Here is a 24529-nt window from a genome sequence, read left to right on the forward strand (position 1 = left end):
AAAGTGCTCCAGATCACGTGCCGTCAGTAGTACAAACCGATGCATACTCTGCCCATCAAAGACTAGATATTCCAAGCAAAGGCAACTGCAATTCCCACTGTAACTGGACGCTCAAACCGAGCATTGGGTCTGGATTTACCAATAATGCCAGAGAATTGCAGCTAACTTGTATGCAGGCCAAAGCCGGAGGCGAAGAGAGAGTCAGCCGACCAAATTCTCGGCAGCCCCGTTCATGTGCTCAATAATGGTTTCCCGCGCCTTGGCGGCGTTCCCGGTCTCAATCGCCGCAACAATATCGTGGTGCCTGCCGACGCTCATGTTCCGCGTCGCGCGTTCCAATCCGGCGAACATGATCGACATCCGGATCGACCCTTCCAGGGACTCCCACTGGTGCAGCAGTGTTTCATTCCCGGACAGCCGGCAAAGGGTGCGGTGGAACTCAAGGTCCGACTCGATCCGCTCCTCCAGTGAGGATTTCGCGGCTTTGTCCATATTTTCGACTGCGGCACGCAACTCTCCGAGCACGGCTTCCTTGTCCGGCATGTCGCTCAGGGTACGGGCGGCAAGGGATTCCAGGACGCCTCGAACAGCGAAAATGTCGCGGATCTCCTTGACGTCCAAGTGACGCACGGAAAGGCGCCCGCGTGCACCGGCTGAGACGAGGCCCTCCTGCTCCAATTGCCGAAGAGCTTCGCGGAGGGTGCCCCTGCTGATCTGAAGCATGTCGGACAGCTCCGTCTCAACAAGATGGCGCCCAGGTTCCAACTCGCCGCTGGTAATGGCACTCCTCAGCGCGACGAGTGCCTGCTCGCGCAGGCTTTTCTTCTCCAGTCCCAGCAGGGATGCGCTCAGGGCCATGATGATTCCTCGGTGTCAAAGGGCGACTGTTAACAGTCGATACTACGGGTTAGGGCGCAGGTCCGGGCAGTGCTGCCCGGTCCTGCGCCCCTGTTTTTGAAATCAGCCGAGTTCGGCCAGGACCTTCGCGACGATCCGGTCCACGGACAGTCCGTAGCGCTCGTGCAGTGTCGGCAGCGCACCGGCGTCGAGGAACTGGTCCGGGAGCGCGATGGGAACCACGCGCTTACCCAGGCCGGCACTGACGACGGCGGAGGCAACAGTTTCGAACAGACCGCCAACTACGGTGTGGTTCTCCAACGTGACGGCGAGGCGGTCGGTGTTCAGTTCAGCCAGTACGGTTGCCGAGTCGAAAGGCTTGATGGTGGGAGTGTGCACCACTGCCACGTCGACGTTGTGGGCAGCCAGGGCGTCCGCAGCCTGCAACGCACGCATGGTCATCAGGCCCGAGGACACGAACACGACGTCGTTGCCGCCGCGCAGGACTTTGGCCTTACCCAGCTCGAACTTGTAATCGTATTCATCCAGGACAGTCGGCACGTTGCCGCGGAGCAGGCGCAGGTACGTAGGGCCGTCCGAGGCGGCGAGCTGCGGCACGGCCTGCTCGATGTCCACGGAGTCGCACGGGTCAACGATTGTCAGGTTGGGCATGCCGCGGAAAATTGCCATGTCCTCAGTGGCCTGATGGCTGGGACCGTAGCCGGTGGTCAGCCCGGGAAGACCTCCCACGATGTTGACGTTCAGGTTGGGCTCGGCAATGTCCAGGCACAGGAAGTCGTAGGCACGCCGGGCTGCGAACACCGAGTAAGTGGAAGCGAACGGAACCAGCCCGGTCTCGGCCATGCCGGCGGCAGCACCGAACAGGAGCTGCTCGGCCATGCCCATCTGGAAGAACCTCTCCGGGAAGGCCTTCGCAAAGATGTGCATGTCCGTGTACTTACCCAGGTCTGCGGTCAAGCCGACAATCGCAGGGTTGGCCTCGGCCGCAGCAACCAGTGCGTGCCCGAAGGGAGCGGACGTGGTCTTCTGGCCCGGATCAGCGAACGAGGCGATCATGGCCGAGGTCTTGAGCTTCGGCTTTGCTGTGGTGGCTGTGCTCATGCTGAAGCCGTCCCTTCATATCCTGCGGTCAGCTGCTCGCGGCAGATCTGCCATTCGTTTTCTTCGATGCGCATGAAGTGCGCCTTTTCGCGGGTTTCCAGCAGCGGTACACCGCGGCCAACCTTGGTGTCGCAGAGAATCACGGACGGCCGCCCGACCGGACCGGAAACTGAGGCGATGTGGTCGAACGCAGCCAGCAGCGCACCGACGTCGTTCCCGTCCACCCGCTGCGTGTACCAACCAAACGATTCCCACTTCTCCGTCACCGGTTCGGTACGCAGCACCGTGTTGGTGGCGCCGTCGGCCTGGAGGGCGTTGATGTCCACCATGGCGATGAGGTTGCCCAGCTGGTGGTGGTGCGCGCCCATGGCGGCCTCCCACGTCGAGCCTTCGTCCAGCTCACCGTCGGAAAGGAAGTTGATGACGCGGGATGTGGAACCCTGCGCCCGCAAACCCAATGCCATTCCGACGGCGATAGTGAGTCCATGTCCCAGCGAACCGCCGGAGATTTCCATTCCCGGGGTGTAGGTGGACATGCCGGACATGGGCAGGCGGGAGTCGTCCGAGCCGTAGGTTTCGAGCTCGGACACCGGGACGATCCCGGCCTCGGCCAAGGCCGCGTAGTGCCCGATGGCGTAGTGACCCGTGGAGAGCAGGAACCTGTCACGGCCCTCCCAGTGCGGGTCTTCAGCACGGTAGCTGAGTTGGTCGGCGTAAACGGCAGCGAACATGTCCGCGGCGCCGAGCGCTTGACCCACGTAGCCCTGGCCCTGCACCTCCCCCATATTCAGGGCGTGGTGGCGGATGCGATAGGCAGCTGCGCGGATACGGTCAACGCGCTCGGGCGTCGGCAAAGCGGGCGCGGCCGTTTCAACTGATGAGAGAGACACTGGATTCCTTCCGGAGCCTGGCGCGTACCGATGGGGAGAACGCGCCCGACGTCGAGTGGTTGCTTAGGCGGTTACCGTCTGGGGAGTTTTGCTGGCGGCTTCTTCGGCGAGCTGGCGCTCACGCTTACCCCAGGTTTCCTTGGTGACCAACGCGGCCCAGAGCCCGATCGCACCGTAGATGCTGAACAGGGCAGCGGGACCCACCCATCCGAAACTGACGAACAGCAACGTGGTGATGAAGGGCGTGAAGCCGGAGACCATGGCGGAGATCTGGTAGGCGAGGGATGCGCCGGAGGAGCGGGTCTTGGCCTGGAAAAGCTCCGGGAACCACGCACCCTGGGCGCCGGCGAGGGAGTTCTGGCAGACGGCGTAGGCGATCACGATCGTGGCGATGATGAAGATAAAGAGACCGGTGTTGACCAGCAGGAACATCGGGACGCCGAAGACCACAGCGAAAGCGGTGGACCAGATGTAGACCGGTCGGCGGCCCACCTTGTCGGTGAGCTTGCCCCAGGCGTAGGTGGCAAAGATACCGATGGCTGCTGCGATGCAAAGGGCAACCAGCGTCTGGGTCTTATCGGCGAGCTTGGTGCTGTGGAGGTAGGAAATCATGTAGGTCACGGAGACGGCGTAGCCTGCGGTTTCTGCGATGCGGAGGCCGATGCCGCGGACGATGTTGCGCCAGTCGGTCTTGATGACCTCCACGATCGGGGACTTCACAATGTCACCCTTGGTCTTGACGTCTTCGAAGACGGGGGATTCCGGAACCTTGGAACGGATGATCAAGCCGACGGCCACCAGCAGGATGCTCGCGAGGAAGGGTACGCGCCAGGCCCATTCGCTGCCGAGGCCAACGCTGAAGAGGAACACCAGGTTGGCGAGCAGCAGGCCAACCGGGAAGCCGGCCTGGACAATGCCAGTGAACTGGCCCTTCTTGCGCCATGGTGCGTGTTCGTAGCTCATGAGGATGGCGCCGCCCCACTCCGCACCGAAAGCGAGGCCTTGGATGATGCGGACGATCACCAGGAGTGCCGGAGCCAGGAGCCCAACCTGCTGATAGGTGGGAAGCAAGCCGATGGCAAAGGTTGCCAGGCCCATGAGGATCAGTGAAGCCACCAGCACCGGCTTGCGGCCCAACTTGTCACCGAGGTGGCCGCCGATGATGCCACCCAGAGGACGGGCAGCGAAGCCGACGCCGAGGGTCGCGAAGGAGGCCAGGGTGCCGGTGACCGGGTCAGCGCCCGGGAAGAACGCCGTACCGAAGTACAGTGCGGCGGCGGTGCCGAAACCGATGAAGTCGTAGGTTTCAATGACTGCGCCGACGCCTGAACCTACGGCGACGCGCTTAGCTTCCTTGGTTCCATGAACCGGACCACGCATGGTCAGAGCTTCATTGCTCATTGCTTATTTCCCTTTCGAAGAGTGGGACGCTTCACCGCAACCCCACTGTCGACAGTCAACATAATACGTCAACTGTGACCGAGACCACCAGCAATGTCAACAGTCAACTTGGGAGGTTGACTGTTGACAGTTAACGTGGCTAACGTGGTGTCCATCACTACGGCCCTTCTCCGTCGAGGGGCCCAACTTGAGGATCAACGACGATGTTTCATCAACGACTGGGCTGTTCGTCCATCAGCTTCCGACACCAGGACCTGGCCACCGCACTGAACACCATGCGGGGACTCGGCTTCGAAGAGATTGACCTGGGCGCCCTCCCCGGCGTCTGCGACCACGTGCCTTACGTACTGGACGCGGAGGCAGTAGAGGCGGTTGCCGCCGTCGTGCGTTATTCGGGGCTCCGCGTCCGTTCGGTGAACGGCGACGTCGGCGACCTGAACGCAACGCTCGACGCCGGCGCCGCGGAAGCGCGCGAGCGGCACCTTGGGATGCTGCTCAACCTGGCGGCGAAGACCGGCGCGAAGGCACTTGTCCTTCCCTGTGGAGCAATCGACCATGAGCCGCTGCGGAGCGTGGAAGACGACATCGAAAGGGTGGCGGGGCAGCTGATCCACGCCTCTGCCCGCGCCAAGGAGCTCGGCCTGGAGCTGTGGACCGAGTCCCTCCACTACTTCCGGCTCTGCTGGAACACCGAACGCGCGCAGCTCCTGGCAGACCGACTCGCCGGCTCCGACGTCGGGATCGTCATGGACTTCAGCCACATCGTTGCCTCCGGCGGCGACCCTGCGGACTTCGTTTCGCGGTTCGGCGAGCGCATCACCCACGTCCACCTCCGCGATGCAACGGCTGCCACGGACACGCAGCCGGGGAACATCAATCTCAGCATCGGCAACGGGCAAGCAGACTTTGCCGCGGGGCTTTCAACGCTGCGGGCTGTTGGCTACACCGGCCACTTCTCGCTGGAACTCGAGACGCGCGACGTCACCCACGACGAGCGCCCGGCTGCCGCCGCCAAAGCCGGCAGCTACATCTCAGACCTCATCTAACAACCACAACTTTCAAGGAGCATCATGACCACCATCCAGCGCACCGCCGTTCTCACCGGAGCCACCTCCGAGCGCGGCATCGGCCTCACCACTGCCCGCCGCTACGCCGCCCAGGGTTGGGGCGTCGTCATCCTGGACCTCGACGGCGAGAAGTCCGCCAAGGTTGCCTCCGAAATCGGCAACGAGTTCAACGTCCCTGCCTTCGGTTACGAGATCGACGTCGCCAACGAAGCTTCTGTTACTGCCGCGCAGGCGGCTGTTGCCGCCGAGGTTTCGGGTGGCAACCTGCCTCCCGTTGGCGCCTTGGCAAACATCGCAGGCATCACCTCCCCTGTCCCGTTCCTCGAAACCACCCTGGAGCTGTGGCACAAAGTCATGGACGTCAACGCCACCGGCACCTACCTGGTGACCAAGGCATTCCTGCCGGACATGATCGCCAACGGCTGGGGCCGCATCGTGAACATGTCCTCCGTTTCCGCGCAGCGCGGCGGCGGCGTGTTCGGCAAAGTCCCTTACTCCGCAGCCAAGGCAGCCATCCTCGGCTTCACCAAGGCCCTCGCCCGTGAAATCGGCGAAACCGGCGTGACCGTCAATGCCATCACCCCCGGCGCCGTGGACACCAACATCCGCGTGGGCAGCACTGAAGAGCAGGAAGCCGCCATCAACGCAGGCATCCCGCTGGGCCGCAACGCCACCACGGAGGAAGTTGCCGCCGTCATCACGTTCCTCTCCTCGGAGGACTCTGCATACCTGACCGGCACCACCATCGACATCAACGGCGGCAGCCACATCCACTAGTCCTTTCCCACAGAAAAACCAGGACCCCGCCATGACCAGAATCTTCAACGATCCCGCCGACTTCGCCGACGAAGCCCTCGCCGGTTTCTGCGACGCCCACTCCGACCTTGTCCGCCAGGTCGAGGGCGGCGCGGTCCGCCGCAACAGGCCCTCCATGCCCAAGGTCGCCGTCATCACCGGCGGCGGTTCCGGCCACTACCCCGCATTCGCCGGAATCATCGGCCCGGGCTTCGCTGACGGTGCCGTGGTGGGAAACATCTTCACCTCCCCCTCCACCCAGCAGGCCTACTCTGTGGCGAAGGCGGCCAATTCCGGCGCTGGCGTCGTGTTCACCTACGGCAACTACGCCGGGGACGTCCTGAACTTCGGCATGGCCAGCGAACGGTTGAATGCCGAGGGAATCCGGGCGGAAAACGTGCTGGTCACGGACGACATCGCCAGCGCTCCTCCCTCCGAGCTGGAGAAGCGTCGTGGCATTGCCGGCGACTTCGTCGTCTTCAAGGTCATGGGTGCTGCCGCCGAAGCCGGGCAGGACCTTGAATCAGTGGTCCGGCTGGGACGGAAAGCCAACGATCACACCCGGACCATCGGGACCGCCTTCAGTGGCTGCACCTTCCCGGGTGCTGACCAGCCCCTTTTCAGCCTTCCCGAGGGATACATGGGCCTGGGCCTGGGTATCCACGGCGAACCGGGACTGTTCGACACCGAGCTGCCCACTGCCGTCGAACTTGGGCAGGAACTGGTCCGCCGCGTCCTCGCGGAGGCCCCCGCTGCCGCGTCGGGCCGTGTTGCCGTGATCCTCAATGGACTCGGCTCCACCAAGAACGAGGAACTGTTCGTCCTGTGGCGCACGGTGGCTCCGTTGCTCCGCGAGGCGGGCTTCACGCTGGTCATGCCCGAAGTCGGCGAACTGGTGACGTCTTTGGATATGGCGGGCGTTTCGCTGACACTCACGTGGTTGGACGGGGAACTCGAGCAGTACTGGACGGCTCCGGCCTTGACCCCGGCGTTCCGCCGCGGTTCGGTGGGATTCGAGGTTTCCCCGGACGGGCAGGCCGTGGACGACGCTGCCTTCGTGGACGCCGTCCACTATTCCTCCACAGAGGCCTCCCGAGCCTATGCCGGGCAGTGCCTGCGCGCCCTTGAAGAGACATCGTCCCTGCTGCGCGCTTCCGAGTCGATGCTGGGTGACATGGACGCCATCGCGGGCGACGGCGACCACGGCCGGGGCATGGTCCGCGGATCTGCTGCCGCCCTTGAGGCCGCAGCCACGGCCTTTGCTGCGGGCGCAGGTGCTGGTTCCGTGCTGATCGCCGGCGGCGACGCCTGGGCCGACAAAGCCGGCGGGACCTCCGGCGTCCTCTGGGGTGCCGGTCTGCGCGCCTTTGGCGAGCGCCTCGGCAATGAAGAACGCCCGACGCCGGACGTCCTCGCTGCCGCTGTCCGCGCCTTCGCCGACCGCATCACGGGGCTTGGCAAGGCCGACCTCGGCGACAAGACCATGGTCGACTCGCTCCTGCCGTTTGCATCATCCTTGTCGGCTGGTGTCAGCTCCGGTTCGGCTATTGAGGAAGCCTGGGCGTCCGCTGCTGCTACGGCAACGGATGCTGCCGCTGCCACGGCTGACCTGCGTCCCCTCAAGGGCCGCGCCCGTCCCCTCGCCGAGAAGAGCATCGGTACCCCGGACCCCGGGGCGACGTCGCTCGCCATGGTGTTTGCCGCCGTCGGACCCCACTTCACCGCAGTTCCCGTAACTGCCGCCATCAACTAGGAGAATGACCATGCGCATCATCGTGGGCGCCGACGAAGCCGGCGTTGACTACAAGGACCGGATCCTCGCGGACCTCCAAGCCGATTCCCGGATCACCGAGGTGATCGACATCGGAGTGAACCGTGCCGACGAGGACTTCACCAGGCCCTACCCGTACGTGGGCATTGCGGCCGGCGAAATGATCCGCGACGGCAAGGCCGACCGGGCCATCCTCTTCTGCGGAACAGGGATCGGCGTGGCCATCGCCGCCAACAAGGTCCCGGGCATCAGGGCCACCGCGGCGCACGACTCGTTCTCCGTGGAACGCTCCATCCTGTCCAACGACTGCCAGGTGCTCACCATGGGCCAGCGGGTGGTGGGCGTTGAGCTTGCCCGCCGCCTGGCCAAGGAATGGATCGGGTACGCCTTCGATCCCACGTCCGGGTCCGCCGCGAAGGTGAAAGTGCTGAGTGACTTCGAAGGCTGCTAGTTCCCCGCTCCGAAGGCCAGGGCCCCGCGCGATGCCTCGGGCCCTGGCCTTCTCTTTTTCGGGTTCTTGAGGGCCATTACCAGCGGGCGTATCCTTCACGAAAACAGCCGGATCGGACATGGCCTGGAGGACGCTCATGAACCTCGTGATGGTCCGAAGCGAGGACCGGCTCACTACACTTGCTTCCATGTCCTGCCGTGTCAGCGAACTGGTCCTCAATTGCACCGATCCGGAACTGCTTGCATCGTTCTGGAGCGAAGTCCTTGGCTACGTCGAACTCGGCCGCGAGGACGGCGCCATCGAAATCGGTCCTCCCGACGCCGGCTTCGGCGGCCTGCAACCAACCATCATTCTCAGCCCAAGCACCAACCCGCGAACAGGGCGCCTGCCGCTGCACATCGACGTCAACCCTGTGGACCGGGACCAGGCAGCCGAGCTGGAACGCCTGCTGGCCCTCGGAGCCCGGCCTGCCGACGTCGGGCAGACCGGCGAAGAACACTGGCACGTCCTGGAGGATCCGGAGGGCAACGAGTTCTGCCTGCTGCGGAGGCGGCTCTCCGCCCCTTAGAACCCGCCTCCGCCGCCCGAATCACCGGCCATGTTTGCGAAGCGCGAATAGTGACCTTGGAACGCCACCACGATGTCCTTGGTGGGGCCGTTACGGTGCTTGGCGATCAGGATATCCGCCTCGCCCGCGCGCGGCGACTCCTTGTCATAGACGTCCTCGCGGTGGAGCAGGATGACCATGTCCGCGTCCTGCTCGATGGATCCTGATTCACGGAGGTCGGACACCATGGGGCGTTTGTCCTGGCGCTGCTCGGAACCACGGTTCAGCTGCGAAAGCGCAATGACTGGAACCTGAAGTTCCTTTGCGAGGAGCTTGAGTGCACGGGAGAACTCGGAAACTTCCTGCTGGCGGGACTCGACCTTCTTGCCCGAGCTCATCAGCTGCAGGTAGTCAAGGACCACCAGCTTGAGGTCATGCTGCTGCTTCAGGCGGCGGCACTTCGCCCGGATCTCCATGAGGGACATGTTGGGGCTGTCGTCAATGAACAGGGGAGCATCGTTCATGCGGCCCATGGTGGTTGCGATCTTCGACCACTGCTCGTCCTTGATGGTTCCCTTGCGGAGATCCTGGAGGCTGATCGTTGCCTCAGCGGACAACAGACGCATGGCGATCTCGTTCCGGCCCATTTCCAGGGAGAACATAACCGTGGCGAGGTTGTTCTTGATAGCCGCCGAGCGTGCGAAGTCCAGTGCGAACGTGGACTTACCAACGGCAGGACGGGCGGCAATCACGATCATTTGGCCGGGGTGCAAGCCGTGCGTGAGCTCGTCGAGCTCGTAGAAACCCGTGGGCACGCCCACCATTCCTTCGCCGCGGTGACCGGAAGCCTCGATCTCGTCCACCGTGGACTCCATGACGTCCTTGAGTGCCACGTAATCTTCGGCAGTGCGCTTTTCCGCCACGGCGTAAACCTCGGCCTGCGCTTGGTTGACCAGGTCCTCCACCTCGCCGTCCTGGCCGTAACCCATCTGGACGATCTTGGTGCCGGCGTTGACCAGGCGCCGCAGTACTGCACGTTCCGCGACGATCTCAGCGTAGTAGCCGGCATTGGCTGCCGTGGGAACCGTCTGAATGAGCTCGTGAAGGTAGGCGGGGCCGCCGATCCTGTTGATCTCTCCGCGCTTGGTCAGTTCATCGGACACCGTAACAGCGTCGGCCGGTTCACCGCGCCCGTAGAGGTCGATGATCGATTCATAGATGGTCTCGTGCGCAGGCCGGTAGAAGTCGTGTCCGCGAACGATCTCCACGACGTCGGCAATGGCGTCCTTTGACAGCATCATGCCGCCCAGGACGGATTGCTCGGCGGCAATATCCTGGGGAGGTTTACGGCTCGCCTCCGATGCCCGTGAGCCCTCGATTGAGTCCAAGTGCGTTACTGACAAAGCCGTCCTCCATATGTGTACCGCTGCAGAAGTTCATGCCTCAGCGGTGCGTCAAGCGCAGGTGGACCTGGAATGGATTGCCCGAGCCTCCGGACCTGCCGAGTGCTCCCGTTGTATCGCCAGGGACCGACAATTTCGGCGTATCCCCAATTTCCACAAGTTATCCACAGAAGTATCCCCAAGCTGTTTTGCGCGCCGTTGGCTGAGGGTCTCCGGAAGGGCTGTTTCCATCCTGAAACAGGTACTGCAGCCACGTTAGCGGTGGCCGGCAGAAGCACAAAGCCGGACAATCCGCACATCTGTGGATAAGTTGTGGAATAAGTACCCCTCGTTGTGCACAGCATGTGAGCAACCCTGTGGATAGAGAATTTCTTTAAAGGGAAAGTAGCCCCTGACGTGGGAAAACGTTCATCACATGCTGTGGACGAAAGATATTTTTGGTGGATAACCATCCACAGCCTTCAGCCAACGCCGGGAGCGGCTTCGCTCAATTTCCCACCGAAACATGCCGTAAATGTGATGCATCTTACAGATACGGAGCTGAATTGACACTTTCCTCTCGGAAGCCTATGCCCTAAATGGAATGTGCTGTGGATAACCCCGATCTGACATAAGCTCTAACCATGGGGACGAACCTTGGTGACCTGCTGCTGATTGCCCTACCGCTGATAGTCCTCTTGGCTCTTCTATGGGCGTTGTCGGCAGCCTTGAAGCCTCGCGATACCGGCATCTCGGAGGCCGAGCGATATCAGCGGGAATTGGCTGCACGCTCGGCCGCCCACCAAGCTTCACAGGTCCAGGCAGCCTTGGCAGCGCGGGCAAAGATCGAGGCATCCACCCAGCCCAGCCAGAACCGGGCTCAGACACAGCAAAGCGGCGCCGGCCAGCAAGCGGCAAACCAGGGAGCACAAAAGCATCCTGCGGTACTGCCCACAGGTCAACTCAATCCACAGCTCGCCTTCGAACTGCAGAACCTGGTTCGCAACGGGCAAAAGATCCAGGCCATCAAAGTCCTCCGAGAGGCCACCCATTCAGATTTACTTACCGCCAAGAACTACATAGATCGGCTCTGACACCGCCATGGATTCGCTTCTCATCCCACTCGTGATCCTTATTCTGGTCATCGTGGGTGTGCTTCTGCTCATTCGTTCTTTCACCAAGCGCTCAGCCGAGACCAAGGCCGGCGCCGCAGCAGCCAAGGCCCCCAGGGATCCAGTGGAACTGGCACGGGAGTCGGCAGCCAAGCTCAACGAGGAACAGCACCGTCGGCTGTACTCACTTATCGCCCAAGGACAAGGCATGGCGGCCATCAAGCTCTATCTGCAAGCCACGGGAGAAGGACTGCGCGCCTCCCGGGACGCCGTGGGGGCTTTGGCGGCGCACCCTCAGCCGTTCCGGCCGGAGGTACCAGCCAAGGACTTGCTCGCCGATGACGACGATGAGCCCGAGCGTTTTCCGTACCGCTACCGGGCAATTGTCAGCAAGGGCGATGTGACCCGCGAAGTCAGCAGCAACATGCTCAATGACGAGATTTACGGCCGGATCCGAACCTTGGCCAAGAGCGGCGATGTTGAAGGCGCCGCCCTTGCCCTGACACGGCACTCGGACATAACCATCAAGCAAGCCCGCGAATTCATCGAACTCCTGGACGACTAGAAGTCGAAGAGGTCCCCGAGCCACCCGTCCTTCTTCTTCCGCTTCCGGCCGTATTCGTCCGGGTTGTAGCCGTCACGGCGACCGTTGCCCCTGTCGTAGTCCGGCCGGCCACTCCGATCGTCGTAGCGGGGCTGCCCAGGCCGTGACTCGAAAGGGTTGTAAAGCGGTGGCGGGGCAATGGGCGGCTGGGCGGGAGCTGCCGCAGGCTGCGGGCGCGCTGGGCCCGAGTCAGTTGATACACGATCAATGATCTTGTCCAGCTCACCCCGGTCCAGCCACACACCCCGGCATTGTGGGCAGTAGTCGATTTCTACGCCCCCACGCTCGCTCATCACCAGTTCAACGGAATCCACAGGACACTTCATGACTGGCCAACGAGCCGGTGCCCCATTTAGTTCGGACTAGTGGCCGGCGGAAATTCCCGCGAGCAACTGCTCGAACGGGAGCGACTCCAGGACCGGGGCCTTGCGCCCCGGCTGGGGACCGCTCAGCAATTGCACAAGTTCGCCGGCGGCCCGGTCCACGCGCTCCGAAAGGGGCGACCCGCCGTCGTCGTTCCCCCAGTCCTGCGGGCCGGCAAAGACGCCGGTGGCAGCCATCCGGGTCCGCAAGTAGCTGAACAACGGGCGCATGGCGTGATCAAGAACCAGCTGGTGGCGGTCGGTGCCGCCGGTGGCACCCAGCAGGACGGCTTTGCCGTCAAGCGACTTGGGGTCGAGCACATCGATGAACGACTTGAAAAGTCCGCTGTAGGAAGCGCTGAAGATGGGGCTGACGGCGATGATCCCGTCGGAGTCCTCGACGCCGGCAATCACCTCTGCGAGGCGCGGTGCGGCGTAGCCGGTGACGAAGTTGTTGGCAATGTCCACGGCCAGGTCCCGCAATTCGACGACGTCGATGCTCGCTTCATAACCGGCCGCACGCAGTTGCCGCTCGGCGGAGGCGGCGAGCTGGTCTGCCAGCAGACGGCTCGACGACGGTACGCCGAGTCCGGCGGAAAGGACGGTGATGCGGCGGGTTTCCATGGCATTCTCCTGTTGCTCGATCATTTCCAGCATACATGCATATGCATCTAAATCAATGAACGAGGGCTCGCCCGAAAGTATTCCCGAGTAACTACAGGACGACTACGAACGCCGCGCCGCGTGCTCGGACAGGAAGTCGAATGTCTTGTCCCTCGCTTCGCGGGCTTCGGAGAAGTTCAGGTGGAACTGGTACTCGTGTAGAAGCTCAGGCGAGTGATCCGCCGGCCAAAACAGTTCCGTGACCGGGACATTCGCGGCCTTGAGACGGTTGCTGTAGGGCACCGACTGCAGCCAGGTAAGGCCGTCACCGTTTCCGCCGCTGATGAAAGTGGGCGGGAATTCGGGGGTTACATAGTCAATGGTGGACATCGTGGCGCCGGCATACGTGGCGGACCAATCCTTGGTGCCTGTATAAGACCACAAAGCAGTCTTGAAGCCCCACGCCACAATGCCGTTGAGGTCCGCCATGGCCCGGAGATCATAGACACCGCAATGCAGGATGGTGGCGGCGAGCTCGGACTTTTGCAGTGCAGGCTGGATTCCCATGAGGTTGGCGTACTCGGGGTTCACGGTGAGCGTGGTCATCTGGCTGGCCAGCTGGGCTCCGGCAGAATCGCCGGCAAGGACGATGCGGCTGGTGTCCACGTTGAGCTCCGCAGCGTGCGCCTTGATGTAACCCAGGGCTTCGTTGATGTCCCGCACAGCGGTGGGATAGGTCGCCTCGGGCGCTATTGGATAGCTCATGCCAATGGTCGTGTAGCCCTGGTCGGCAATGATCTGGAGGTACGGATTGACGTCCCGCTGCGCCCCCGAAATCCATGCACCGCCGTGAATCCACACCACCGTGGGAAGCGGCGCCACTGTTCCTTTTGGGCTGAAGGCATCAAACGTGGAACCCGGCTTGTACTCCACACCGAGCTGGGTTTTCAGCGGGGTAGTGGGAACGTAGGGCGTCATCTCATCGATGGTCGCTTGGGCGCCACGTTCGAAAACACTGCGGATCAGTAAGGCGGACGGCCAAGGAGTGGCGGAAAGGGCCAACGCCACCACCAGCACCACCAGGATGACCACTTCAAGCTTGCGTTGCCGCGAAAAACGCCTGCGTCGAACCTTGGCCGGACCTTCCACACGGGTTGCCGCGCTTTTCCCTGCACTGGTTTCGATCGAATCCAACGGCCCCATCACACACTCCCCCATCCGTGCACCTGCGCACCATGCTAAAGCGGAAGTGGGCTATTCAGAAGGAAGTCGTCACGCCTGCCACCGAGGCGTCCGCGGCCGATCCGCCCCGAGCAAGACCCCTTCGCCGCCGTCGAACGTCACTGTATGGAATCCCGGCGCGCGCGCTACCTCGCGGAAACCCCATCGCCCGTGCAGCTCTAGAGATGCCTGGTTCCGTGCATTCACTACGTACCATGCGCTGGTCCCGCGCTCCCAGATCCAGGCCAGCCGCGCATCGGTCAGCTGAATCGCCGCTCCCTTTCGACGGAACGCCGGGGCCACAGTCAGGCCCCCGAGATAATGTCCCGCCGGGGCAGGACCGTCGGCATGGTTCCAGTGGTGCGTTTTGGCCCAACCCACGACGGCGGCACCGTCAGCGGTACTTGGCGGCGGCTGCGCTTCCGCCACCAGAACCAAACGCAACGGATCGGAAATTGCTCCACATAGCGCTGCTACGAACTGGGGCGTCCGCGCGTCAGCAATGCGTCCCGCGGCCAGCTCAACCTCCGCGATCCCCGCTATGTCAGGCTCCGTGGCCGTCCTGATGTGGAAAACCACGACGGCCGGCTACCTTTGCCTTCCTGCACCGCCGGCGGCCATCAATTCCAGCCGCCGGAGGGTTTCACGGTTTCGGATATCGATTAACGGATCACGTATTGCCTTGGGGACCAACTTGCCCGGTCCGCGAACCGCGTCTTCCGATATTGACACCCGGCAACCGTTGTCGACGTCCTCTACTGTGATGAGGACCGTTGCCTCGCCCACCGGCCATCCGCGGGCCAGAAGCTCCAGCGAACGGCCCGGCTCAACTGAAGTAACGCTTGTGCTGTCGTTGATGAGCAGCGGCCAGGCACCCACGGAGTGGTGCAGCTTGGATCCGGCTTGCGGCCACCCATCGTCTACCGCCCGGATCCTGGAAGCGCCCACTACCCACCCCGAGTACAGCCAGCCATCAGCTATGACCTTCCAAACGTCGTCGGACGTGGATTTGAAGAGCTGGGCAACGGTAGACATGGGTTCCTTCCTCAATCCGTCGTCGACAGGGACACGACCTTAAGCTAAGCATGCTTATGAAATCCCTGCCAGAGGTGCTTCAAGAAACGGTGGGCTTACTGGCCTTTCCGTCAAGCCACAATGTGTCCGACTCGTCCCGATGAACCCCATCCGAGCCCACATGTTTGCTATCGATTTTCGGGCCCTTCTTGATCACGTGCACCAACGCCATGCCGTGACCGCGACCCAAATCATAGTCCGCCTTCAGCCACTCGAGGATGGTTCCGGCCTTGACTGAGGGGTCGTTGAATCCTTTGCTCTCCGCGATCTCCACGAGCTGCCTGGGCGTCAGCCCGGTCTTGTCCTCTATTGCATCCAAGTAAGCCTGGAACGACATATGGCGCCTTTCATCGAAGGAAATCTGTGTAGGCGAGACTTTACGGTACCCCTGCGACAACTTGGAGTATCCGCCCTCCGCATGCAGACCTAGACTTTTGCCATGGCGTGCCGGATTTGGCGTTCAACAGCGGCGTTCGTGGTCCTCATGGCCGCTCTTCCGCTGATGGCCTCCTGCGAATCCGCCTCGACCGCGCCCCCGCCGTCAGCATCAGAATCGACCCACGGGCCAATCACCGCGGAAGTCAACCAATCGCGCGACCAGTACGGAAAACAAGCGATCCTGATCCAACTGACCAACGCCACGGACACTCCGTTGTCAGTATCAGGAGCGGAACTGGCGTCGGATCTTTTCAACGGGGCAATCATCTGGACACCTGCTGATGGCACCTTGGAGCTTCCGCCGCGCCAGCCTAAAAGCCTGCCAGCCAAGCTGCCGGGCGCCGCGTGCGCGGGCCAGTTCCAAGGCGCCACCGCCATGGCCACCGTGCACTACGCAGACGCCGGCGGCAATGAGCACCAAACCACGATCGAGGCCGGGGACCCGTTCAAGGTGCTGCAGCGAAACTCCGAAGAACTCTGCCTCGCAACCGCCGCGGCTGCTGTAGCGACCATGGTCCTCGCCCCCGATCTGGACATCGCCGCCGACCGGAAGACCGCCGTCGTACAGCTGGTGGTGACGCCTGCCGCCCCGGCGGGAGAGACCAAGACGCTGACGATCGAATCCGTCGATGGAACCACGCTGTTGGCCGAGGAACCCACGGACCCATGGCCCCGGAATGTCACCATCACCCCGGGTTCCGGACTCCGGGTGCTGCCGCTGCGGATCCGGCCGGCGCGGTGTGACCCACACGCCGTGGCGGAGGACAAGGTGGGCACACTGCTGCCGCTACGGGTAGCCGTCGGGGACCGGAAAGGGGTGTTGAAGATTGCGGCGTCCACGGAGTTGCGCGGGCGCATCTACGACTTCGTGACTGCCGCCTGCCAAGATGTGTGATCAGCCGATGGTCTGCAACGCTCCATGGGCGCTTTCCACCCTGACCGTGACGCCGGCATCCACGTTTTTCACTTCGCCATCCATCTGGAAGGGCAACGGCTTCAGCGTGGTGAACTCATAGCTGCTCACGCTCGGCTGATCGCCCAGGCCTTGGGTGGTGGCGCGAAGTGCATTCAATGCGACCCGCCACTTGGGCATATGCGGAAACAGGATGACCTCGAACTTACCGTCTGCCGGGGTGGCAGTGGCTTCGCTCAGCGTGGCGTACTTGGCCATCTCCGGGATGTTGGCGAAGACCAGGCTGTCCACCTTGTGGCGTTTGCCGTCGGGCAGCCTCATCTCGAAGGGCTCAAACTCGGAGAAAGTCTTGATGACGGAGATCATTTCCGTCAACGCACCCTTGCTGCCTTTTTCGAGCTCGGTAGCGACCACCGGGGTGAGGCCAAACCCGATATAGGAGTGCGCATACTCCAACGGCTCCCCCTCCTTTTGGCCGGTGTGGATCTTCAGCAGGTCGATTTGCCGCACGTGACCCTCGGCAATCGCTTCTTCCAAGGGCTTGGTGCCAACCGTGCGGCGGTGATCGTTGGCGTTTCCCGCCGCCATCACGGCGCACACCGCCTTGGGGTTATCCGCCTGCATCACCCCGTTGACAACCTCGTTGTAGCCACCGTCCCCGCTCACCGAGACCACGAGTACGTCGCCGCCGCCTCACGGGCCAGGTCCACAGCGTGCCCGGCGTGCTCGGTGGGCTTCAGGACAATCTCCACAGGATAGGTCAGCAGCTCCTTGAGCTTGCCCTGCAGTTCCTCGGCCAGCTTCGGCGCGTCCCCTGTGCTGTTGGGGTTGAAAATGATGACGATCGACTCAAAAGTCCGTGCGGAATCCATGCTTCTCCTCTGTGTGCGCCCGAATGGATAACTACCCACCAGCGCTGAGCGTCAATCAAATGGCGTGTGGAGTGAGCGATGAAAGGAGAGCCTTCACCATTTAGTCCAGCTCCACGAGTCTGTCACGATAGCGGCCCCTTGGTGAAGCCGGGTACGCCACGGGGCCTACCTACAGCAATGCCGTGCCCTCGATGCACGTGACGGCGGATCCGCCCACCCAGATCCCGTCGTCCCCGGCGCTAACGTGGATCCGTCCCGCGCGGCCCAGCACGGTTCCCTGCGCAGCCACGTACTCGCTGGGCGCCCGCCCGGATCCAATCAGCCACTGCGCCGCACCTGCGTTGAAACTGCCCGTCACGGGATCCTCCACCATTGCGTCACCGGGTATGAAAGTCCGGACTTCAAAGTCGACGCCCGAACCTTCACTATGCGGGCCGATCACGCCCACTTTTAGATCGCCCATGGCTATGACATCGGGCTCCAGGGCCAGGACCTGTTCCGCGGACTCGAGCAGGACGCCAATCCATTGGGGTCCGTTCACCAGCCAAGACGCGTCAACAATGGCCTGATCAGGTAGCCGCAAGGCCAGTGCCAGCTGCGCGCGGACCGACTCATCTACCGGGCCGAAGCGGGTCAGGGGTGGTGCCGCGAAAGCCAGCTGGCCGGCGTCGTGCTTCACCCGGACCAGGCCGGCACCGCATTCCTGTACCAGGACGCCAACGCTCTTCGGCACTCCCCCGGCCTCCAACCAGGCGTGGGCGGACCCCAGTGTGGGATGACCGGCGAAGGGGAACTCCTCGCTGGCCGTGAAGATACGGACACGGTAGTCGGCACGACGGTCCGTGGGAGGCAGCAGGAACGTCGTCTCGGAAAGATTGGTCCAGTTCGCGTAATGCTGCATGGTTTCGGTGCTGAGGCCTTCGGCATCAACGACGACGGCGAGCGGATTGCCAAAGTAGGGGCGGTCGGAGAAGACATCCACTTGGCGGAAGGGGCGGGATCGAGGGGATTCGGAAGTCACCGGTGCAGGCTATCACCGCTTCTGGTACCGTCCTCACGCGTCTGGGAGACTACCCGTATGGCGGAAAACAAGACCCAGCCGACCGATGTCCCCGTAGAGGATTTCCTGACAGCAGTGGAGCACCCGGTGCGGCGGGCGGATGGCCGCGAACTCATGTCCCTCATGGCCGAAGTGACCGGTCAAAGGGCGTACATGTACGGGCCCACGATTGTTGGGTTCGGCAGCTACCACTACAGGTACGACAGCGGTCGGGAAGGAAATTCTCCGGCTGTCGGCTTTTCGCCGCGCAAAGCCAACCTTGTCCTGTACGGGCTGACCGAGAGCCCGGACGCTGACCGGCTGCTCCCCGAACTGGGCAAGCACAAGACGGGTACCGCCTGCCTCTACATCAACAAGTTGGACGACGTTGACCGGGGCATCCTGGCAGAACTGATCCGCAGCGGCTACCACCACACGATGACGGAGATTCACAGGCCGTAGGCCCTCAACCGTTCCGAACCCAAAGCACGGGAACGCAAAGAACCCCCGCCTCCGGAAATCCGGTGGCGGGGGTCCTTCAGATGCAGTCAGCGACTACTTGCGCTACGTAGCGCTCCCTAAAACCTCGCAAGCTCGGTCTCAGGGAACCCTGCGCTACTTGCTGGCAACGACCTCGAGGTCGATGACAGCAGAAACATCCTCGTGCAGGCGGACGTTGGCCTGGTACGAACCGACGGACTTGATGTGGTTCGGCAGTTCAACGTTGCGCTTGTCGATGGCGCCGAGGCCGGCAGCCTCAACAGCAGCAGCAACATCAGCAGGCTTGACCGTGCCGAAGAGACGACCGGACTCGCCGGCCTTCACCTCGAGCTTGACCTTCTTGGAGGACAGAGCCTGGGCCTGTGCCTGAGCAGCTTCAACAGAAGCGTGGGCGCGGGCAGCGCGGGCAGCCTTGATGGATTCAACCTGCTTCTCGCCACCGCGGGTCCAGGTCAGAGCGAAGCCGCGGGGCAGAAGGTAGTTACGTGCGTAACCGTTCTTGACCTCGACAACGTCGCCAGCAGCACCGAGACCGGTTACTTCGTGGGTCAGAATGAGCTTTGCCATGTTAGTTAATCCCTTCCCTTAGCCGCGGCCAGCGCCGGAGTAAGGCAGCAGAGCAACTTCGCGGGCGTTCTTGATTGCCTGGGCGATCTTGCGCTGTTCCTGAACGGTAACGCCAGTGACGCGACGAGCGCGGATCTTGCCGCGGTCGGAGATGAACTTGCGCAGCAGTGCTACGTCCTTGTAGTCGATGACAGTGATGTCAGCGGCCTTCAAGGGGTTGGACTTTGGTTTGGGCTTACGGAGTTCAGCCTTAGCCATCGTGGAGCTCCTTTTCTATGGAGCCCGTGGATGTTGATCCACGGGATGGTGGTGTTTATGTGTTTAGAAGGGAGGTTCGGAATCGGGGCCGTTGCCCCAGCCACCAGCGTTGCTGACACCGGGCGTAGCCCAAGGGTCATCCTGCTGTGCGGGCTGGTTGTTGCCCCAGTTTCCGCCGGAGTTGCCGCCCTGGTTTCCACCAGCTGCGCCACCTCCAAAGCCACCGGCGTTGCCGCCGCCGAAGCCACCCTGGTTGCCGTTTCCGGCACCAAACCCGCCGCCGGAGCGCTGGGTGCGGTTGACCTTGGCGTTTGCGTAACGCAGGCTCGGACCGATCTCGTCGACCTCGAGCTCAATGACGGTGCGCTTCTCGCCTTCCTTTGTTTCGTAGGAACGGCTCTTCAGACGGCCGGAAACAATGACGCGCATGCCCTTTGTGAGGGATTCGGCCACGTTCTCGGCTGCTTCACGCCAAACCGACGCGCGGAGGAACAGGGTTTCCCCGTCCTTCCACTCATTGGACTGGCGATCGAAGGTCCGGGGAGTAGAAGCGATGGTGAAGTTCGCTACTGCCGAGCCAGACGGGGTGAACCGCAGCTCCGGGTCGTTGGTGAGATTACCAATGACCGTAATAGTGGTTTCGCCTGCCATCTACTGCCTCCTTGTTCGTTCCTGCGGGGTAAAGATTTTGAAGCGGCTGATTACTCAGCAACAACCTTCTGGTCTTCGGGGCGGATGATCTTGGTGCGCATGATCGTCTCGTTGAGAGACAGCTGGCGGTCAAGTTCCTTGGCGGTAGCCGGCTCAGCGGTGAAGTTCACCACTGCGTAGATACCTTCGGACTTCTTCTTGATGTCGTATGCCAGGCGGCGACGGCCCCAGATGTCAACCTTCTCGATGGTTCCACCATCGGTGGTGATGACATTCAGGAACTTCTGAAGCGACGGCTCTACGGTACGCTCTTCGACCTCGGGGTCGATGATTACCATCAATTCGTAAGGACGCATATGTGAACCCACCTCCTTTGGGCTAAGCGGTTACGGTATTTCCGTAACAGGAGGTTCATTTGCGATGCTGTGCATCGCTCCCCCGCCGAAGATTCGGAAGGAGGGCGCAGCACAGACTTCAATATCTTAGTGCATCTCCCGCACTCAAAGCTATTCGGCGGCGTACCGTGCTGAAACCGCCGGGATGGCGTATGTGGAAAACGACTCCATCCCGGCGCTTTGAGCACGGTGAATACTTGGACCATGACCATCCTCAAGTCCACAATCCTCTTTATCCTTGCCGCCATTGCGGAGATCGGAGGCGCCTGGCTCATCTGGCAAGCCGTCCGCGAAGGCAAGGCCTGGTGGTGGGCGGGACTGGGGATCGTGGCCCTGGGCATCTACGGTTTCTTCGCCGCGTTCCAACCTGACGCCCACTTCGGCAGGGTCCTTGCAGCCTACGGCGGCGTGTTCATCGCAGGGTCCCTCGCGTGGGGAATGCTGGTGGACGGCTTCCGCCCGGACCGTTGGGACGTCATTGGCGCCGTGATCTGCATTGTGGGCGTTGGCGTCATCATGTTCGCGCCGCGCACGGGAAGCTAGGCAGTCGTCCGCGCACGGCGCGCAGCCAGCCCCGGGAACAACAAAACCCCTGGAAGACCAAGCGATCTTCCAGGGGTTTCCTGTGCGCGGAGGGGGACTTGAACCCCCACCCCCTTTCGAGGACTAGCACCTCAAGCTAGCGCGTCTGCCATTCCGCCACCCGCGCAGGGTGATCGGAGAATCGGTTTCCTTTTTCTCCGTAACAGCGTCAAAGACATTAGCACGGGATGGGCCAATGTGTTCATTCCGCCTGCAGGCACCTCGAAGGATCGCCAGACAGCAGCCGCTAGGGTTGACCCCATGGAGTCGCAGAGAGTCAGGCGCAGCCGGCTGCGTTTCGGGGTCATGGTTGTTGCCGGTGTCATTGCAGCAGCCGTTACGGGGTCCACAGGGAACTGGGTGGACGCCCCGGCCGTGGCCTGGGCAGTTGTTGCCTTCATCTATGTGTCCTGGATCTGGCTTGCCATAGCCCGCATGGGTCCGGACCAGACAAAGGTACACGCGACCTCCGAGGATCCTTCGCGCGGGGTAACTGATCTGCTGATCCTCATCGCCAACCTGGGCAGCCTCGCGGCCGTCGCCGCAGTGATCGTCAATTCCCATGCGGACGATACCGCGGCGCGGTTGAACTCGGCCGCCTTGGCCTTGGGTTGCGTGGCCCTTTCGTGGATGCTGGTGCAGACGCTGTTCACGCTGCGCTACGCGGAGCTCTACTACAGCCCCGATCCGGATGCGGGAGGTGCGGCGGGAGGCATCAGTTTCAACCAGAAAAGACCGCCCCAGTACACGGACTTCGCCTACCTGGCCACGAGCCTCGGGATGACCTACCAGGTCTCGGATACCAACCTGGAGAACCACCGGATACGGGCCGAAGCGCTCAAGCACAGCCTGCTTTCCTACCTGTTCGGCACAGTGGTCCTGGCGGCGACCATAAATTTGGTGATTGGTCTGGCCCAGTAGCGCTCACTGAGTAGGCTACTGGGCATGAAGCCCCGGCTGATTGTGCTCGCAGCAGTTCTCGCCGCGGTCGTCGTCGGACTGGCATGGTTTGCGACGAGCCAGTCCAAATCCTGCCCCCAGCCAGGCAACACGGACACCGGTCCTGTCGAACTGAAAATCGCCACTGTTCCCACCCGGGTCCAGGCCTGTTTCGGTGACGACTGCCAGCCGCACCCGGTGCAACAAAACAAGGACGGCCGCTGGCTGGTGCCGCAGGAACCTCCGTTCCTCCCGGCGCAGGACGCCACAACAACAGCCAATGCGCCCAGGCCGGGGGCCGTGGCCCGAATCCGGGTTGTCGTCAAAGAAGCCGGCAAGCGGCAACGTGACGCGGTATTCGAAATACCCACGGCCAATCAGGCTCCGGCTCCGGGTTCGCAATGCCCGGGCCCGGTATCCTACCTTCCCGTGGCCGTGCCGTAGGGGTGTTAAATGCAGGCGGGGCAACCGCCGTCGTACTCTGACGGCAGCTGCCCCGAAGCAAAGAAGCGTTTACGACGCCGGACCGGAACCTACCTGCGCAGGCTCGCCTTCCGCTTCGGCCGGCCGGGCAGCACCCTTCCGTCGGTACCGCAGGACGCCGATGCCCACCACGACGGCTGCGAGGGCGAGCGAGAGGAACAGGGATTCGCGGGTGGATTCCAGGATCACCATTCCGATGATGAGCGCCACGATGCTCGCAATGGAGATCCAGGTGAGGTACGGGAAAAACCACATCTTCAACTGGAGATCGTTGGCGGCCGCACCCATGCGCCGGCGAAGAATCAGCTGCGAGGTGGCGATGACCAGCCAGACGAACAGTGCGATCGCGCCGGACGTGTTGACGAGGAAGAGGAACACCGTGTCCGGGGCGATGTAGTTCAGGCCCACGGTAATGAAGCCCACCACGGTGGAAGCGAGGACCGCCGCGGCCGGGACGCCGCGCTTGGAGATTTTCGTCCAAGACCTGGGTGCGTCACCACGCTGGGAGAGGGAGAACAGCATGCGGCTGGCGGTGTAGAGACCTGAGTTCAGGCAGGAGAGCACCGAGGTCAGGACCACGATGTCCATGATGGTGCCTGCGCCCGGAATGCCGTACAACTCGATGACGGCCACGTACGGGCTCTTGGCCACGGAGGCGCTGTTCCACGGCAGGAGCGTCACGACGATGGCGATGGAGCCGATGTAGAAGATGAGGATGCGCCAGACAGTGGACTTTACGGCCTTCTTCACCGCATCCACGGGGTTGGCGGATTCACCGGCGGCGATGGTTGCGATCTCTGCCCCGAAGAATGAGAAGACCACAACGAGGATGCCGGCCAGCACCGCGCCGGGGCCGCTGGGCAGGAAGCCTCCCTGGTCGAGCAGGTTCGTGACGCCCGGCGCCGGGACGCCGGGGATGAGGCCCAGGATGGCAGCGATTCCTGCCAGCAGGAAGATGACGATTGCCGCCACCTTGATGGAAGCGAACCAGAACTCGAACTCGCCGTACGACTTCACGGAGCCAAGGTTGGTGAGCGTCAGCAGGACCATGAGGACCAGGGCCCAGATCCACTGGTCGACGCCCGGGATCCAACGGTGCATGATCGCCGCACCCGCCGTCGCCTCGATGCCGAGCACGATGATCCAGAACCACGCGTACATCCAACCGATGCTGAAGCCGGCCCACCTGCCGAGAGCCTTGTCCGCGTAGGTGGAGAACGAGCCGGTTTCAGGGTTTGCCGCGGCCATTTCGCCGAGCATCCGCATTACCAGGATGACCACCAGTCCGGCTGCCAGGTACGCCAGGAGGATGCCGGGTCCCGCCTGCTGGATAGCGGCACCGGAACCCACGAACAGGCCGGCCCCAATGACGCCGGCGATGGCGATCATGGACAGGTGCCGCGGCTTCAGCGACTTTGAAAGTTGTTGGTCAGCGTGCATGGATCGGCGCCGTCCTTAGTGTTTTGGATTAGGCCCTAGGCGGATGTGCCGTGGGCCACTTGGCGTTCCCACATTAGCCACCGGAGATCGCTGAATTCCTGTGCGCATGTACATTCTGGCCTCGCCAAAAAAGGGACGATGCACAAAATGTATTGCCAAAAGCATCAGAAGTTTACTGTCAGTTACTTTCGAAACGCACTTGAAATGAATCT

General features: G+C 62.5%; 31 protein-coding genes and 1 tRNA gene. 12 read left to right on the plus strand and 20 right to left on the minus strand.

Annotated elements, in window-relative coordinates; all coding sequences use genetic code 11:
• Nucleotides 1-201: 201 nt before the first annotated feature.
• From ACIPY2_RS12695 to ACIPY2_RS12710, 4 genes are all read right to left on the minus strand, one after another.
• Complete coding sequence (locus ACIPY2_RS12695; protein WP_400266745.1) at nt 202-858, minus strand: GntR family transcriptional regulator; 657 nt, start codon at nt 856-858, stop codon at nt 202-204.
• A gap of 102 nt (nt 859-960) precedes the next feature.
• A complete protein-coding gene (locus tag ACIPY2_RS12700; protein WP_400266746.1) occupies nt 961-1959 on the minus strand; it encodes a transketolase family protein in 999 nt (332 codons plus the stop codon).
• Nucleotides 1956-2849: a transketolase gene (locus ACIPY2_RS12705; protein WP_400266747.1), complete on the minus strand. Its 894-nt coding sequence runs from the start codon at nt 2847-2849 to the stop codon at nt 1956-1958. The genes ACIPY2_RS12700 and ACIPY2_RS12705 overlap by 4 nt, the downstream gene beginning before the upstream one ends.
• A 63-nt stretch (nt 2850-2912) precedes the next feature.
• A complete protein-coding gene (locus ACIPY2_RS12710; protein ID WP_400266748.1) occupies nt 2913-4250 on the minus strand; it encodes an MFS transporter in 1338 nt (445 codons plus the stop codon).
• A gap of 203 nt (nt 4251-4453) precedes the next feature.
• Here ACIPY2_RS12710 and ACIPY2_RS12715 point away from each other — a divergent pair, with 203 nt between their 5' ends.
• The 5 genes from ACIPY2_RS12715 to ACIPY2_RS12735 all read left to right on the plus strand — a co-directional run bounded on the left by ACIPY2_RS12715 (nt 4454) and on the right by ACIPY2_RS12735 (nt 8902).
• Nucleotides 4454-5296 (plus strand): sugar phosphate isomerase/epimerase family protein, encoded by an 843-nt coding sequence (locus ACIPY2_RS12715; RefSeq protein WP_400266749.1) that lies wholly within the window; start codon nt 4454-4456, stop codon nt 5294-5296.
• A gap of 24 nt (nt 5297-5320) precedes the next feature.
• Nucleotides 5321-6094, plus strand: a complete 774-nt coding sequence (locus tag ACIPY2_RS12720) for an SDR family NAD(P)-dependent oxidoreductase (RefSeq protein WP_400266750.1) — start codon at nt 5321-5323, stop codon at nt 6092-6094.
• A gap of 31 nt (nt 6095-6125) precedes the next feature.
• Nucleotides 6126-7865 carry a dihydroxyacetone kinase family protein gene (locus tag ACIPY2_RS12725; RefSeq protein ID WP_400266751.1) on the plus strand — a complete coding sequence of 580 codons (1740 nt, stop codon included), beginning with the start codon at nt 6126-6128 and terminating at the stop codon, nt 7863-7865.
• Between the two features lie 10 nt (nt 7866-7875).
• Entirely contained in the window at nt 7876-8334 is a 459-nt protein-coding gene (locus ACIPY2_RS12730) for a ribose-5-phosphate isomerase (RefSeq protein ID WP_400266752.1), read from the plus strand.
• Nucleotides 8335-8521: 187 nt separating this feature from the next.
• Nucleotides 8522-8902, plus strand: a complete 381-nt coding sequence (locus ACIPY2_RS12735; RefSeq protein WP_400266939.1) for a VOC family protein — start codon at nt 8522-8524, stop codon at nt 8900-8902.
• Here the strand turns inward: ACIPY2_RS12735 and dnaB are convergent.
• Complete coding sequence (gene dnaB, locus ACIPY2_RS12740; RefSeq protein ID WP_400266753.1) at nt 8899-10284, minus strand: replicative DNA helicase; 1386 nt, start codon at nt 10282-10284, stop codon at nt 8899-8901. The genes ACIPY2_RS12735 and dnaB overlap by 4 nt on opposite strands.
• Nucleotides 10285-10907: 623 nt before the next feature.
• Between dnaB and ACIPY2_RS12745 the strand changes: the two genes are divergently transcribed.
• Nucleotides 10908-11357 carry a hypothetical protein gene (locus tag ACIPY2_RS12745; RefSeq protein WP_400266754.1) on the plus strand — a complete coding sequence of 150 codons (450 nt, stop codon included), beginning with the start codon at nt 10908-10910 and terminating at the stop codon, nt 11355-11357.
• 7 nt (nt 11358-11364) lie between these two features.
• Entirely contained in the window at nt 11365-11940 is a 576-nt protein-coding gene (locus tag ACIPY2_RS12750) for a hypothetical protein (RefSeq protein ID WP_400266755.1), read from the plus strand.
• Here the strand turns inward: ACIPY2_RS12750 and ACIPY2_RS12755 are convergent.
• From ACIPY2_RS12755 to ACIPY2_RS12780, 6 genes are all read right to left on the minus strand, one after another.
• Nucleotides 11937-12293 carry a zf-TFIIB domain-containing protein gene (locus ACIPY2_RS12755; protein ID WP_400266756.1) on the minus strand — a complete coding sequence of 119 codons (357 nt, stop codon included), beginning with the start codon at nt 12291-12293 and terminating at the stop codon, nt 11937-11939. The genes ACIPY2_RS12750 and ACIPY2_RS12755 overlap by 4 nt on opposite strands.
• A 48-nt stretch (nt 12294-12341) precedes the next feature.
• On the minus strand, nt 12342-12965 hold the full coding sequence (locus tag ACIPY2_RS12760) for an FMN reductase (protein ID WP_400266940.1): 624 nt from the start codon (nt 12963-12965) through the stop codon (nt 12342-12344).
• 102 nt (nt 12966-13067) lie between these two features.
• A complete protein-coding gene (locus ACIPY2_RS12765; protein ID WP_400266757.1) occupies nt 13068-14147 on the minus strand; it encodes an alpha/beta hydrolase in 1080 nt (359 codons plus the stop codon).
• Nucleotides 14148-14216: 69 nt separating this feature from the next.
• Entirely contained in the window at nt 14217-14744 is a 528-nt protein-coding gene (locus ACIPY2_RS12770; protein WP_400266758.1) for a GNAT family N-acetyltransferase, read from the minus strand.
• A gap of 9 nt (nt 14745-14753) precedes the next feature.
• Nucleotides 14754-15200, minus strand: coding sequence for an SRPBCC family protein (locus tag ACIPY2_RS12775; protein ID WP_400266759.1), 447 nt, complete (start codon nt 15198-15200; stop codon nt 14754-14756).
• Nucleotides 15201-15279: 79 nt separating this feature from the next.
• Complete coding sequence (locus ACIPY2_RS12780; RefSeq protein WP_400266760.1) at nt 15280-15576, minus strand: DUF4287 domain-containing protein; 297 nt, start codon at nt 15574-15576, stop codon at nt 15280-15282.
• Nucleotides 15577-15678: 102 nt separating this feature from the next.
• Here ACIPY2_RS12780 and ACIPY2_RS12785 point away from each other — a divergent pair, with 102 nt between their 5' ends.
• Nucleotides 15679-16572 carry a hypothetical protein gene (locus ACIPY2_RS12785; protein WP_400266761.1) on the plus strand — a complete coding sequence of 298 codons (894 nt, stop codon included), beginning with the start codon at nt 15679-15681 and terminating at the stop codon, nt 16570-16572.
• Here ACIPY2_RS12785 and ACIPY2_RS12790 read toward each other — a convergent pair whose 3' ends face one another.
• The 3 genes from ACIPY2_RS12790 to ACIPY2_RS12800 all read right to left on the minus strand — a co-directional run bounded on the left by ACIPY2_RS12790 (nt 16573) and on the right by ACIPY2_RS12800 (nt 18483).
• Nucleotides 16573-17265, minus strand: a complete 693-nt coding sequence (locus ACIPY2_RS12790; RefSeq protein WP_400266762.1) for a diacylglycerol/lipid kinase family protein — start codon at nt 17263-17265, stop codon at nt 16573-16575. It lies immediately after the preceding gene.
• Complete coding sequence (locus tag ACIPY2_RS12795; protein ID WP_400266763.1) at nt 17253-17462, minus strand: hypothetical protein; 210 nt, start codon at nt 17460-17462, stop codon at nt 17253-17255. Before ACIPY2_RS12795 ends, ACIPY2_RS12790 begins: the two co-directional genes overlap by 13 nt.
• Before the next feature lie 169 nt (nt 17463-17631).
• A complete protein-coding gene (locus tag ACIPY2_RS12800) occupies nt 17632-18483 on the minus strand; it encodes a PhzF family phenazine biosynthesis protein (RefSeq protein WP_400266764.1) in 852 nt (283 codons plus the stop codon).
• A gap of 57 nt (nt 18484-18540) precedes the next feature.
• Here ACIPY2_RS12800 and ACIPY2_RS12805 point away from each other — a divergent pair, with 57 nt between their 5' ends.
• The gene (locus ACIPY2_RS12805; RefSeq protein ID WP_400266765.1) at nt 18541-18963 is read left to right on the plus strand and encodes a DUF1801 domain-containing protein; all 423 of its coding nucleotides are present in this window, start codon (nt 18541-18543) and stop codon (nt 18961-18963) included.
• 153 nt (nt 18964-19116) lie between these two features.
• On the opposite strand, the gene rplI is transcribed toward ACIPY2_RS12805, so the two are convergent.
• From rplI to rpsF, 4 genes are all read right to left on the minus strand, one after another.
• A complete protein-coding gene (gene rplI / locus ACIPY2_RS12810; RefSeq protein ID WP_347109016.1) occupies nt 19117-19569 on the minus strand; it encodes a 50S ribosomal protein L9 in 453 nt (150 codons plus the stop codon).
• Nucleotides 19570-19587: 18 nt separating this feature from the next.
• Nucleotides 19588-19827 (minus strand): 30S ribosomal protein S18, encoded by a 240-nt coding sequence (gene rpsR / locus ACIPY2_RS12815; protein WP_003800144.1) that lies wholly within the window; start codon nt 19825-19827, stop codon nt 19588-19590.
• 63 nt (nt 19828-19890) lie between these two features.
• Entirely contained in the window at nt 19891-20478 is a 588-nt protein-coding gene (locus ACIPY2_RS12820; protein ID WP_400266766.1) for a single-stranded DNA-binding protein, read from the minus strand.
• Nucleotides 20479-20528: 50 nt separating this feature from the next.
• Nucleotides 20529-20834 carry a 30S ribosomal protein S6 gene (gene rpsF / locus ACIPY2_RS12825; protein ID WP_021473324.1) on the minus strand — a complete coding sequence of 102 codons (306 nt, stop codon included), beginning with the start codon at nt 20832-20834 and terminating at the stop codon, nt 20529-20531.
• 243 nt (nt 20835-21077) lie between these two features.
• Between rpsF and ACIPY2_RS12830 the strand changes: the two genes are divergently transcribed.
• On the plus strand, nt 21078-21416 hold the full coding sequence (locus ACIPY2_RS12830; protein WP_400266767.1) for a YnfA family protein: 339 nt from the start codon (nt 21078-21080) through the stop codon (nt 21414-21416).
• Between the two features lie 83 nt (nt 21417-21499).
• Here ACIPY2_RS12830 and ACIPY2_RS12835 read toward each other — a convergent pair.
• A tRNA-Leu gene (locus tag ACIPY2_RS12835) sits at nt 21500-21582 on the minus strand.
• 134 nt (nt 21583-21716) lie between these two features.
• On the opposite strand from ACIPY2_RS12835, the gene ACIPY2_RS12840 reads away from it, so the two are divergent.
• Nucleotides 21717-22376 (plus strand): DUF1345 domain-containing protein, encoded by a 660-nt coding sequence (locus ACIPY2_RS12840; RefSeq protein ID WP_400266768.1) that lies wholly within the window; start codon nt 21717-21719, stop codon nt 22374-22376.
• Between the two features lie 24 nt (nt 22377-22400).
• Nucleotides 22401-22838: a hypothetical protein gene (locus ACIPY2_RS12845; protein WP_400266769.1), complete on the plus strand. Its 438-nt coding sequence runs from the start codon at nt 22401-22403 to the stop codon at nt 22836-22838.
• A gap of 69 nt (nt 22839-22907) precedes the next feature.
• On the opposite strand, the gene ACIPY2_RS12850 is transcribed toward ACIPY2_RS12845, so the two are convergent.
• Nucleotides 22908-24317, minus strand: coding sequence for an amino acid permease (locus tag ACIPY2_RS12850; protein ID WP_400266770.1), 1410 nt, complete (start codon nt 24315-24317; stop codon nt 22908-22910).
• Between the last annotated feature and the right edge of the window lie 212 nt (nt 24318-24529).

Source organism: Paenarthrobacter sp. NPDC089675 (assembly GCF_044749185.1).
In the GTDB taxonomy this organism is placed as follows: Bacteria; Actinomycetota; Actinomycetes; order Actinomycetales; family Micrococcaceae; genus Arthrobacter.